Source organism: Cylindrospermum stagnale PCC 7417, from assembly GCF_000317535.1.
Lineage (GTDB): Bacteria > Cyanobacteriota > Cyanobacteriia > Cyanobacteriales > Nostocaceae > Cylindrospermum > Cylindrospermum stagnale.
This window is the reverse complement of the sequence record NC_019757.1, coordinates 6,857,139-6,869,676: the sequence shown is the minus strand read 5'-3', so window position 1 is coordinate 6,869,676 and position 12,538 is coordinate 6,857,139. Positions and strand designations below refer to the sequence as shown.

Below are 12,538 nucleotides of genomic sequence, written 5' to 3'. Positions count from 1 at the left end.
AAATTAACTTTGTTTATGGCAAGTTTTTTTGTGAATTTCATTTCGTCTGAGATTGGCTAAACGGCAAATTTAGCTTGATTTGGCATGACAAAATCTATTAAGATTATAGAGTAAATAGTTGTTTAATAATGGCAGTATAATATTCATAAATCTGCTGTTTGTAGCAGACAAAAATGACCTTATCAAGCGTAGTGTTTTGCTCCAAAAACAACCTAGCTTCGCTAATTGCAATTTTTGCTGCTTTTTCTATTGGGAAGCCATAGGCTCCAGTACTAATTGATGGAAATGCTATGGTTTTAATGTTGTATGGTTCTACAAATGCAAAACAGTTGCGATAGCACTGAGCTAGTATTTTGTGTTCTTCATAAGTACCACCTTCCCACACTGGGCCAACAGTGTGAATAACCCACTTTGCCGGAAGACAGTAACCCTTCGTAATTTTAGCTTGTCCTTCCTCACAGCCTTCTAGTTTTAGACACTCTTCTTCTAGTCCTAATCCAGTATTACGGTGAATAGCTCCACTGACACCACCACCAGCAATTAGTGCCTCATTTGCAGCATTAACTATCGCATCTACTTTTTGCTGTGTAATATCTCCCTCTATAATTTCCATTCGTTCACGCATCAAATTATTATTCCTCCTATACTCATTGAGTCTATATATTATGGATTTTTCTACTGGTTCATAAACAATTTTATTTTTTTGATTTTGTAAAGGTTTAATATGTTTGATTTGACCTGAGACAATAAACAATGGAATTGGCTCTGGGTCAAAAGCAGAACAGGTTCCATCTGGACGAAAGTGAAGGCAGTATTGACATCCTTTATATTCAATCATCTAACTACTTCAATTTTGATAACTACTACTTGTTTAGGGGTAAGGTTATATTACATTTTTCTACTTAAAAATTCATCCAATAATTCAAAAAAGTCCTTGAGGGCTTCTTGTTCATCAATTGAATGAAAAAGAATTATCTTGTCCCATGATTGAGGAGAATGGATATCAAATCTTGCCTGCACCCATTCTTGAAATTGTAAAAAGTCTTGTTCTTGAGTCGTGAGCGGTACACCTGCTTCCCGACGGGCATAATTGTATCCTTTCAATAACATATAAAGTCGAGTAATTGATGATGTACCTAAGTACATTCCAGGACGCTGCCTAAGTCGTTTTAGAAAAGCATATAAATCTTCGTCCCAAATTGGATTATGGGAATAATTATAATCAGCAATGTCAAGTCTTCTCTCGGCTTGAAATTCGGCAAAGAGGTCAAAAAACTTATAAAAAGCGCTGCGTTCATTGCCACTATAATATAGAATTACTGCTGCCCATGAGTGTGAGGTTTTTAGTTCCAATTTTTCTGGTATCCACTTTTGAAACCATATAATTTCTATATCTAATAGTTCCAAACCCATGTAGTTTCGAGCCAGTAAGTATCCATGCAAAAATGCATCAAGACAGGTAATAGAAGGTTTACCTAAATAGTGATTGGGATTTTCCTTGATTTGCTGTAATAAAATTGTTAGTAGAGACATAATATTTAATATTAATTATTGAGTATCCGTGTTTAATGAATAAGTTTATTATCATACTTTTAAAGTATTCCCTTCACTCAATGATTGATTGATAAGACTGACGTCACTGACATATTATTCTAAGTTTGTAGTGAGGACTTTAGTCCTCTCTTCGAGAGGCTACGCGAACAAAATAAGGGCTGAAGCCCTTACTACAAACAAGAAATTTTTATTTTTTGTGACACGCAGCTTTAGTCCTGATTGAGTCAAAGTTGCGGTTGGCCGTAGCGCAGCCGTCAATTTGTCATAGGCGATCGCATAAATTGATGATACTGTTTACTAAGAATTTAATAACCTGCAACTTGAGTTAGTTAGTAAGAGCTAAGATGGGAGCGTATTTAATCTCAACTTGCAAACTTACCAAATCGAGTATTAGTTAAGATTGCACCATCAAATACAGCATCTTCAGTTTCTGCTCCGAACAAAACAGCATTAGTCAAATCTGCTTGAGAAAAATTTGCCCTGACTAGGTTTGCGCCAGTTAAAGCAGAGCCTGCTAAACTAGCATTAGACAGGTCAGCACCTGCGAGGTTGGCTCTCACCATTAGGCAACCCTCGAAATTTGCTCCACACAATTTAGCTCCCGATAAATCTGCATGATTCAGTTGTGCGCCTCTAAAATCTGCATACTCTAAACTTGCACCTCGAAGCTCAACAAAATCTAGTGTGGTTTCCCTAAAATTTACATTATTAAGCTCTAGACCACTTAAAGGGGCCCCTTGCAGATCCCGTCGATTTAACACATCCTCTACATCTGATAAAGTTAATAGAAATGAAGTCCAAGGCTGTTGTAATCGAATTGCTGATAAGACCTTTTCTAATATAGCCTTACCTGCTGGTGAATGCCATCTCTGCTTAAGGGATAGCATTAGTTCTTTTGTTTCTTCCAACATAGATGACTCCTTTGCTTTGTTGCTACGTTCAATATGATATCTATGGAATCCAACTTCCCGGCGTAGATCGCGTGAATTCCACGCAATAGCACACATTTTTATCAACTAGCTAGGATTCAACTGTAAACCAATTAAAGCTATACCCTTTGGACCAGTGACTGATATAACTACTGTGCCATCATCTGGATTTAAAACTTTAACTTCTCTGGGATTTAACAACCATTCATTGGTAAAAACATCTTGGCGGTAGCCATTTTCATCTAAAATCAGGCTTTTTTCAATTTTATTGCCTTTCCACCATTTAGCACTATCGTAGGCAAATGTCAGCGTGCGATCGCCATCTACAGCAACTACTGTCATTTTCGGCAATACCAGTTTTTTCGGCTTTTTCAAGTGTCTGCTGTCGTATTTAATGGGAACCCATCTCGATGTTCCATCACTTATACAAACTTCAGACCAGTTATCATCTACAGGTAAATTTATAAATGCTTCACCAGTAGTTGTCAAACCTGCATTTTCTATTTCTAACTGAGACTCACCTTTAGTATTGTCATGATAGGACAAAGTATTATGAGTTCTAGTTAAAAGTATTTTGTCAGTAAATTTAATAATTTTTCCAGCTATTTTATCAGCCAGGAAAAGCACTATTGAACTCTTTTTACCATTGGGTTCCAAACATTCTATGTTTCCTGGTTTATCATAATTTATTCTACAAAGATTTTGCCCTTGTGCAGAAGAATTGTTAAATCCGTCCCAAGGGTAGGGTCCCTTGACTTCACCATCTGCGCTCACAAACGAGGCTGTTTTTTCAAAGTCAACTAACCAAACAGCATCTTTGTCAGCACTCACCATATCTGTACCACGATTTTTGATGGAGCGAATTGGTTTTCCATTAGCATCATAATTTACTAATGTTCCATGAAAATTTACCCACATTCTGCCATCTTTACGAGTACTCAATGAGACTGGAGCTTCTGGTAGTTGTAACAGGTTTAAATTTTCTCCCAGGCGCACCACAACTCCTGTCTGCCGATAATTACCCAGTGACATTATGCCAGCTATTCCCCCCGAACTAGCAAAAAGTTCGAGGAAAGGTCGCGTTGGTTTATGTTTTGGACCTGGTGCACCAGCATTGGTGAAAGAACCACCTGGATATGGCTGTAATTCTTCTACTACTTTCAGTGGTACAGGATTATTCCACTCTAAAAGCGCGATTTTCCAGATTTTTACTTTTGGACATTTTTTGTTACTTACTAATGGTTCTGGTTCTATAAGTAGTGGAAAGATTTGAGAGGATGCTTGTGAGGAATTTTTGCATCCTTCCAGCAAAATCAGGCATAAAAAAAATGTTACTGGCAACCAGATGGTTTGCCATCTATATTTGGCTATTAATTCCATTTAAATTTTTTATATAGATTCAACATTTCTGCTGTAGCATCACTTTTTGTGGCAATTGTGTTAAGGATTCCAGCGTAATCCAATCAGGACTATTCCAGTTGGACCAGATGCAGATAGAACTACTGTTCCATCTGAACTTTTTGCATTTTCAAGATGGCTGTTAGGATTAAATATCCATGCGTGAGGAAAGATACGGTTGCGGAAGTTATTTTCATCGACCACAAAGCGTTCCTCAATCTTATCTCCCTTGTACCACAGGGCTAAATCATAGTTATAAACAAGTGTTCTTTGTTTATCAATAGCCATGACGTAAAGCCGTCCAGATAGATTCATGCCTGCGATTGGTGAAAAACCATAGCTAATTGGCACCCATCGAGAAGAGCCGTCACTAATACACACTTCAGTCCACTGGTCGTTAGTTTTTACTGAGACAAAAACATCTCCTGTAGTTGTTATACCTGCATTGGCAATCTCCAGTTTTGATTTAACTCCTGTTATTAGATCCTGATATATAATCAAATCTCTTCCACTCACAGTCCACAACTTTTGATTTGTCCATTGGAGGATTTGTCCACCTGGTGGTTCGGATAAGGATAGAGAAAAAAATCGCTGTTTACCATCAGGTTCCAAACACTTTATGCGGGCTGGATTAGCAGATTTTAATTGACATAAGCTTTGTCCGTGCCCAGAGTAATTGTTAAGTCCATCCCAAGGATAAGGCCCTTTGACATTTCCATCTGCATCAACAAACTGAGCTTTTTTGTCAGCACTGATCAACCAAATTGCATCTTGTTCAACACTGATAAAGTTAGTACTGATAGTTTTAATTGTGCGTACTTGTTTACCATCAGCATTATAAAGCCCTGTCGTTCCTTTGGAATCAACCCACAGCCCACCGTCTTTACGAGTGCCCAGAGACAGGGGTGGGTTTGGGAGTTGTATCAATTTTGGATTCTTTCCTAATCGCACGACCACAGATGTAGTCTGCGAAGCAGTTTCCAAGGAACCAGCTATCCCTCCAGGGCTAACAAAAGGATTGAGGAAAGGCCGTACTGGCATTTTTTTAGGACCTGGATAAGCATTATAGTTGAAAGCACCACTAACAGAAGGCTGCCATTCTTCTACCTCTAGCTTGATTAGGTCATCCCACTTTAGAAAAGCTATTTGCCACAATTTAACCTGCGGACACTTTTTGTTACTAATTGGTGGTTTTTCTATTGGCACAGATTGCCCTAATGTTCCACTTAGAATTCCGATAATGGTGCATATCCCCAGCGCAATTAACAACCACAAAAATCGCTTATATCTTTTTACTAGTTCCATTCTTCCTTTTTAGTTTCATTTATGACCTTGGTAATCGGTTCTCCAACTAGTACATAGATTGTAGGGTGCGTCAGACTAGATATATCTGGCAAATAAACAGATTTTTGACATCTGACGCACCCTACAAAGCCATGCCAGTTGCGTAAGTCCTGTAGTTAACATAATTTGGGTTATTCTTACCAAACTACTTACTCTTCATATTCACCTAAACAGTAATAATCAACATCGATTTCTGCATTTAGCTCAAGGGCAGACTTAATAATTTCTTTCTTAAAGTGAAATACTGGCCCTTGTGCATCATAACAATAGATGACACAAGAAATTTCGGCATAGTATTGAGGACAAATCTCTACCAGTTTTTCCCAACTAGGTTTAAGTCTTGCCAGCACATCTTTAATATGACTTTCTAAATCGGCTGATTTTTCTAGTTGAGATTCTAATACCCAACCATTCTTTTGACGAAGTAAAATACTTTTTTCAATTACATCTCCAATTTTCCAGGTTTTTGTAGGTAAAATTCCTAAAATTCTAGTAATTTCGTCGGGTTCAGAGTCAAACCCAGTTAGTGTAAAAGCTGCGAAAATTTCATGTTCCATATCAACACATTTATCTCCCATTATCTAGACTTGTATAAACAATAGTAATCTACATCGATTTCTGCATTTATCTCAAAGACAGACTTGATAATTTGCTTATTAAAATGAATTACTGGACTTTGTGGATCATAACAATAGATAACACAAGAAATTTCTGTATAGTATTGAGAACAAATCTCTATCAATTTTTCCCAGCTAGGTTGAAGTCTTGCCAGTACATCTTTAATATGACTTTCTAGGTCGGCTGATTGCTCAAGTTGAGATTTTAATACCCAACCATTTTTTTTACGACGTAAAAGACCTTTTCCAATTACATCCCCGATTTTCCAGGTTTTTGTAGGCAAAATTCCTAAAATGCTAGTAATTTCGTCGGGATTATAGTCAAAACCAGTGATTGTAAAAGCTGCGGAAATTTCAGATTCCATATCAACACATTTATCTACCATTATCTAGATTTATGTAAACAGTAATAATCAACACTGATTTGTGCATTTAGCTCAAAAGCAGACCTGATAATTGCTTTATTAAAATGAATTGCTGGACTTTGTTGGTCATAACAATAGATAACACAAGAAATTTCTGTATAGTATTGAGAACAAATCTCTACCAGTTTTTCCCAGCTAGGTTGAAGTCTTGCCAGTACATCTTTAATATGACTTTCTATATCGGCTGATTGCTCAAGTTGAGATTTCAATACCCAGGCATTTTCTTTACGCCGTAAAATGCTTTTTCCAATTAAATCTCCAATTCTAGATGTTCTTGTTGGTAAAATTCCTAAAATGCTAGTAATTTCGTTGGGGTCGTAGTCAAAATCAGTTATTACAAAAGCTGCGGAAATTTCAGATTTCATATCAACACATTAAGTGAGTAGGCAAAAAGAAATCAAACTATGTGTTTTGTAAAGTAAAAAATATTAAAATTAGTTCGTAGAGAGGGCTAAAACCCTCTCTATCTCCTGTCAAAATTCAAAAAAATGTAGATTCATTTAGCTTGTGGCTTCTTGCAGTTTTCTACTTAAAAATTCATCTAATAATTCAAAAAAGTCCTTGAGGGCTTCTTGTTCATCAATTGAATGAAAAAGAATTATCTTGTCCCATGACTGAGGAGAATGGATATCAAATCTTGCCTGCACCCATTCTTGAAATTGTAAAAAGTCTTGTTCTTGATCTGTGAGCGTTACACCTGCTTCCCGACGGGCATAATCGTATCCTTTCAATAACATATAAAGCCGAGTAATTGATGATGTACCTAAGTACATTGCAGGACGCCGCCGAATGCTTTTGAGAAAATCATAGAAATCTTCGTCCCAAATTTGATTACGGGAATCATTATAATCAGCAGCCTCAAGTCTTTTCTCAGATTGAAATTCTGCAAATAGGTCAAAAAATCTATAAAAACCGCTGCGTTCATTGCCACTATCAAACAGAATCATAGCTAACCATGATTGTGATGTTTTCATCTCTAATCTTTCTTTTATCCATGTGTGAAACTCTCTCAAATCTAAACCTATTTGTTGTAGTCCCATATCGGTGCGAGCCATTAAGTACCCACGCAAAAATGAATCAAGGCAAGTAATAGATGGCTTCCCCAGAAAGTAATTGGGATTTTCCTTGATTTGATGTAAGAGACTTGTTAGTTGCAACATAATATTTACTACTAAAAAAGTATTTAACTCCCAAATTCTTAAAAAAGCCGGGGATCTAAGACTGGGGATTTTTGCTGCAATTACATTTGCCGATTTAAAAATTCATCCAATAATTTAAAAAAGTCCTTGAGAGCTTCTTGTTCATCAATTGAATGAAAAAGAATTATCTTGTCCCATGATTGAGGAGAATGGATATCAAATCTTGCCTGCACCCATTCTTGAAATTGTAAAAAGTCTTGTTCTTGAGCCGTGAGCGTTACACCTGCTTCCCGACGGGCATAATCGTATCCTTTCAATAACATATAAAGCCGAGTAATTGATGATGTACCTAAGTACATTGCAGGACGTTGCCTAAGTCGTTTTAGAAAATCATAGAAATCTTCGTCCCAAATTGGATTATGGGAATAATTATAATCAGCAATCTCAAGTCTTTTTTCGGCTTGAAATTCTGCAAATAGGTCAAAAAACTTATAAAAAGCGCTGCGCTCATTGCCACTATAATATAGAATTACTGCTGCCCATGAGTGTGAGGTTTTTAGTTCTAATTTTTCTGGTATCCACTTTTGAAACCATATAATTTCTATATCTAATAGTTCCAAACCCATGTAGTTTCGAGCCAGTAAGTATCCATGCAAAAATGCATCAAGACAGGTAATAGAAGGTTTACCTAAATAGTGATTGGGATTTTCCTTTATTTGATGTAAGAAACTAGTTAGTTGTGACATAATTAGTCTATCTGTTGATGTTGAGTATTTTCTTATAATTTAGGCTAAGTCAATTAGACTTTTGCCACAATTTTCAGAAGAAGTACGCAGCCATTCTAAGAAAAATTTATCTAATGTTTGGATTACTTTGAGTCTTTGTAAATCTTCAGTTTGTTTAGCTATTTCTCTCACTGCAAATGGGTGATTTGCTATAGATTCATAAAACTTTTCCTCTCCATCTTTTTCTAAAGTAAGTTTAAAGTTTTCATCTTTGTACGGTATATATGCTTCAATAATATTTCTAGCGTGTTTTGCCACTTCAATAATTAGCTGTAAATCTGGCTCGATACAGGCAGCTAGAATAGCGCGGATTGCTATTAAAGTTTCCTGTGCTTCATAACAGTCATCACCAAAATCAAGGTCGTCTGGAAATATATCATCTTGACCACATTCGTCTCTTAATTGGCTAATTAAAACTGGATCTAATGGCTTTCCGGCTAAAATTTGCCAAACTTCATCTAGTGCTTCTTTTGGTACACTAGGATTTCCCCAAGGTTCTACTAAGTTTTGACAAAAAGCCTTATAGTTGGGAATCAAACGCTCACAAATAGAAGCTGCAAATGCTAATTGGTGTTGTGTTGGTATCTGTTTTAGCTCTTCTTCCAAAGTGTCATATTCAAAAAAATTGAAGTTCATATGGTTAACTCCTATTGTCTGGGAGGTTCATTTCGTCTGGGATGGTTTAAACCAGGTTTCCATTTATCATTCCATATGCTACCTGGTTTTATGCCTCTCTGTTCTAGCAATGGTCTGCAAAAATGAAATCAAACTATGTTAAGCGAAGTAAAAAATATTAAAATTAGTTCGTAGTGAGTGGCTCTTAGCCCTCTCTATATCCTGTTAAAATTCAAAAAGATGTAGATTCATTTAGCTTGTTGCTTCTTGAAGTGCCATTTGTAAACAAGATGTAAATTTTTGAACGTTTTCAAAAAATTTTACAACTGATTCAGCACCTACATAAGTTCGGCTTGCTTTTTTATCAGCTAGCCAACATTAATTAAAACCTGTAAGCTAAAGCTACCTTCATTATCGGAAAGAACTATCCCTGACAAAGCTTGAATCTGAAAATTAAGTTCGGACGTTACGAAAGTATACTTAAGAGTATATTTATTCTGAGTTATTTTTTAAACTATTCTTTTCCTCTAAAAAATCTTCAAAAATATTAAAAAGTCTATCTAGAGCATCTCTTTCATCAATAGAATGAAAAAGAATTATACTAGCCCATGATTGATTTGTATCGACACTATACAATTTCCTTACCCACTGTAAAAATTCTTCAAATTCTAGTTCTTCATCTGTTTCAGGAATTCCAATTTGGCGTCTAGAAAAATTATATCCAAAATAGAATGACTGAAAATCAAAAATTGATTGTCTACTTAGGTAAAGAGTAGGTCTTTTTCTTATTTCTTGTAGAAGATGATAGAAGATATCCATTGTTTAAACTCCTAGTACAAAACAAAATTTTTATCATTAAAATTGTACTATTTAGTTGGCTATATAGCAATCCTAAATCATTTGTGCGAGAAAAAGAGGCAGAAACGCTTATAAATACCTACTTTTTGTCTATGTATTTTCTCACGCTTCAATTCGCATTGCTATATCTGCTCGTCTCTGACAATATTAAGGCGATTACCTGGGACTGGGGATATTACTAAATTTTGCAACCATTGGTCTCTGGGAAGTCCTTCAGAGTGTACGTCATCAAAAACAATTTCTACCCCGTTTATTTCAATTGAAATACCTTCATGATAACCATTATTTGCAATCTGTTTTCCTGCAAGGTCATCGTAGATAATTCCGGCTACACCACGGTTTGAGGTTGTTTCTACTCTAATATGCTTTCCTGGTATTCCCTGTTCTCGCAAATATCCTTCAAGTTCTGCGGCACATTTATCACAATTAGTACCTGTCCGTCTGTTCCATTTCTGTGTAATCTTATGAATATTGTTTAGTTGTTCATTACTAATCTTTAAAACATGAGTTGTATCCGCTTGCGGCCCAGCACCAAACCCTTCCAGCTTTTCTGGTATCCCTGAAACCGTTGGTGGATGACCGGTATGCGACGGAATCTGAGGTTGTGGCCCTTCACCAAAACCTCCAAGGGGTGGTAATGATTCCGTCCTGGCATAAGTCGTATTGTTCCTAACATCTGCTTGGGGGCCTTCACCAAAACCTCCTAACTTTGGTGGCGGTGCTGCTGGTGTAATTGCTGATGTAGGTTGTCCATAAATCTGATTATTAATAATTATCTTCCCTAGACTGTCTGACCAAAGTCCCACATTACTAGGATTGGGGTTTTTGACATTAATCTTTTCCCCCGTGAGCTTAAAGTATTCTTTTGCGGCTTGCGTAATTACAGCTTCCTGTTGATCAGGTGGCACTTGCTTTAGCTTCTCTCTCCAGACCAGAGTCCACCTATTTTCGTTAGCTTGTCTTTGTGTTGCAACAGAAGTATTTTTTTCAATAGTTGCTCTGGTTCTGGCGTTAATTGCGTTAGTATCTGCAATTGTTGCTCTGGTTTCTGCCTTAATTACTTCGGTTCTTGCGTTCTGATAAGCTATTTGTGCGTTATAAGCAGCTATTTGTGCCTCAGTTAATGCTCTGTTGTTTTGTGTTGGTAAGGGTGCTGGGATATTTTGAGAATGAGATTGAGGTACATGATCTTTATCCTTTGATTTTGGAGGGAATGGAATAGCTAACTCTGGTTTAGTAGGTTCCTGTCCAGATTGAATTTCCATCCAGATACTATTAACAAAACCACCAATTTGTTCTCTAAAAACTTCGGTAGTACTACCAAAGATTTGCTGTAATTTAGAAACAATTTTGTTGGTGATTGAATCAGCTGTATCTTTTGTCCAATCTATAATGACTGGGATAACTTCTTGTCTATCCTTCTCTGTTGCAACCGTCTCACGAAAAAATAGCAACGCAACTTTTAGGCATCTGGTTAGAATCAATTTCATCGTCACAAGTAAATGCAGTACAGTTATGTGGTGTTGAAAGTGCGGCTAACATTAATATTGCGGCTACTGTCTGCTACGGTGCGGGGTGTAATTTGCATATCATTAAGGGCCATACTCTGCCAACTAACCCCAATGACCTTAATTACTTACTGCGACGATGGGAACGAGAAGCATTATTAAACAATAGTACTTTATTGCTGGACTGCCACGAGGTCAGCGTGGCTGATGGGATAATTTTATTTGCTATTAAACAGGTAATCGAGAATATTAATAGTCGGTTAATCATTATTAGTCGCGATCGCTTGCCACTATCCCAAGATGCCTTCATTACCTTTGATGTTCCCAAATTAACGAGTGGTGAACAACTGGCTATTTGGGAAGAGCATCTGGGTGCAAGAGCAACTGAACTTAACGGACAGGTGAAAGCATTAGTGTCTCAGTTTAAGTTAAGTCAACAAGTAATCCGTACTGCTTGCGCTGGGGTTTTGGGAACAAAAAATGCTTTTAACCATCAATCTAATGACCTCGGTACAGCCTTGTGGGATATGTGCCGTAACCAAGCTCGTCCTCAACTCGATGACTTAGCTCAACAGATGAAGACAGATGCTGTCTGGGATGATCTGGTATTACCCCAAGAACAACGTCAAATTCTGCGGGGTATGGCGGCTCATGTGCGCCAACGAATGAAGGTTTATGAAACATGGGGTTTTGCCAGCAAGGGGGGACGAGGCTTAGGTATTAGTGCTTTGTTCGCAGGTGCTAGTGGTACTGGTAAAACTATGTCCGCAGAGGTGGTGGCAAATGAATTACACTTAGACCTTTACCGCATTGATTTGAGTGCGGTGGTGAGTAAATACATCGGTGAGACAGAGAAAAACCTGCGACGGATATTTGATGCGGCTGAAGCTGGTGGTGCTGTGTTGCTGTTTGATGAAGCTGATGCTCTTTTTGGTAAACGCACCCAAGTTAAAGATAGTCATGATCGCCATGCAAATATTGAAGTAAGTTATTTGTTACAACGGATGGAGGCTTATCAGGGTTTGGTGATTTTGACTACTAACCTGAAAGACTCCCTGGATAATGCTTTTTTGCGCCGTATCCGATTTATTGTCAATTATCCTTTTCCTGATGTTAAAGAGCGAACGGAGATTTGGCGGCGCATTTTTCCCCAAGATGTCCCAATTCAGGGATTGGATTTTAGTAAGTTGGGGCAGTTGAGTGTACCTGGTGGTAATATCCGCAATATTGCTTTGAATGCAGCCTTTTTAGCCGCTGATGCTGATGAGTCAGTGATGATGAAACATCTCAAGGTAGCTGCTGATGGTGAATATCGGAAGGTTGGCAAAATGATGACTCAAGCTGAGGTTAAAAACTGGATTTGAGG

The 12,538-nt window shown here is 37.4% G+C and carries 14 protein-coding genes; 1 reads left to right on the top strand and 13 read right to left on the bottom strand.

Annotated elements, in window-relative coordinates; translation table 11 throughout:
* Positions 1-103: 103 nt before the first annotated feature.
* The 13 genes from CYLST_RS29190 to CYLST_RS32570 form a co-directional block, all read right to left on the bottom strand.
* Positions 104-838: an O-acetyl-ADP-ribose deacetylase gene (locus CYLST_RS29190; RefSeq protein ID WP_015211337.1), complete on the bottom strand. Its 735-nt coding sequence runs from the start codon at positions 836-838 to the stop codon at positions 104-106.
* A 50-nt stretch (positions 839-888) separates the two neighbouring features.
* Entirely contained in the window at positions 889-1,533 is a 645-nt protein-coding gene (locus tag CYLST_RS32865; protein WP_015211336.1) for a hypothetical protein, read from the bottom strand.
* A 383-nt stretch (positions 1,534-1,916) separates the two neighbouring features.
* Positions 1,917-2,465, bottom strand: a complete 549-nt coding sequence (locus CYLST_RS29175) for a pentapeptide repeat-containing protein (RefSeq protein WP_015211335.1) — start codon at positions 2,463-2,465, stop codon at positions 1,917-1,919.
* A 105-nt stretch (positions 2,466-2,570) separates the two neighbouring features.
* Positions 2,571-3,863: a hypothetical protein gene (locus CYLST_RS29170; protein ID WP_015211334.1), complete on the bottom strand. Its 1,293-nt coding sequence runs from the start codon at positions 3,861-3,863 to the stop codon at positions 2,571-2,573.
* 60 nt (positions 3,864-3,923) lie between these two features.
* On the bottom strand, positions 3,924-5,186 hold the full coding sequence (locus tag CYLST_RS29165) for a hypothetical protein (RefSeq protein ID WP_015211333.1): 1,263 nt from the start codon (positions 5,184-5,186) through the stop codon (positions 3,924-3,926).
* 188 nt (positions 5,187-5,374) lie between these two features.
* Positions 5,375-5,782, bottom strand: coding sequence for a DUF4279 domain-containing protein (locus CYLST_RS29160; protein ID WP_041234005.1), 408 nt, complete (start codon positions 5,780-5,782; stop codon positions 5,375-5,377).
* A 20-nt stretch (positions 5,783-5,802) separates the two neighbouring features.
* Positions 5,803-6,207, bottom strand: coding sequence for a DUF4279 domain-containing protein (locus CYLST_RS29155; RefSeq protein ID WP_041234004.1), 405 nt, complete (start codon positions 6,205-6,207; stop codon positions 5,803-5,805).
* 20 nt (positions 6,208-6,227) lie between these two features.
* Positions 6,228-6,632 carry a DUF4279 domain-containing protein gene (locus CYLST_RS29150; protein ID WP_015211330.1) on the bottom strand — a complete coding sequence of 135 codons (405 nt, stop codon included), beginning with the start codon at positions 6,630-6,632 and terminating at the stop codon, positions 6,228-6,230.
* A gap of 135 nt (positions 6,633-6,767) precedes the next feature.
* Complete coding sequence (locus CYLST_RS32860) at positions 6,768-7,427, bottom strand: hypothetical protein (protein ID WP_015211329.1); 660 nt, start codon at positions 7,425-7,427, stop codon at positions 6,768-6,770.
* A gap of 80 nt (positions 7,428-7,507) precedes the next feature.
* Positions 7,508-8,152 (bottom strand): hypothetical protein, encoded by a 645-nt coding sequence (locus CYLST_RS32575; protein ID WP_015211328.1) that lies wholly within the window; start codon positions 8,150-8,152, stop codon positions 7,508-7,510.
* 39 nt (positions 8,153-8,191) lie between these two features.
* Complete coding sequence (locus tag CYLST_RS29125) at positions 8,192-8,827, bottom strand: YjaG family protein (protein WP_015211327.1); 636 nt, start codon at positions 8,825-8,827, stop codon at positions 8,192-8,194.
* A 471-nt stretch (positions 8,828-9,298) separates the two neighbouring features.
* A complete protein-coding gene (locus CYLST_RS29120; protein ID WP_015211326.1) occupies positions 9,299-9,625 on the bottom strand; it encodes a hypothetical protein in 327 nt (108 codons plus the stop codon).
* A 161-nt stretch (positions 9,626-9,786) separates the two neighbouring features.
* Positions 9,787-11,118 (bottom strand): papain fold toxin domain-containing protein, encoded by a 1,332-nt coding sequence (locus tag CYLST_RS32570; protein WP_157162652.1) that lies wholly within the window; start codon positions 11,116-11,118, stop codon positions 9,787-9,789.
* Between CYLST_RS32570 and CYLST_RS29110 the strand changes: the two genes are divergently transcribed.
* On the top strand, positions 11,091-12,536 hold the full coding sequence (locus CYLST_RS29110) for an ATP-binding protein (RefSeq protein WP_245587446.1): 1,446 nt from the start codon (positions 11,091-11,093) through the stop codon (positions 12,534-12,536). The genes CYLST_RS32570 and CYLST_RS29110 overlap by 28 nt on opposite strands.
* The last annotated feature ends 2 nt before the right edge of the window (positions 12,537-12,538 follow it).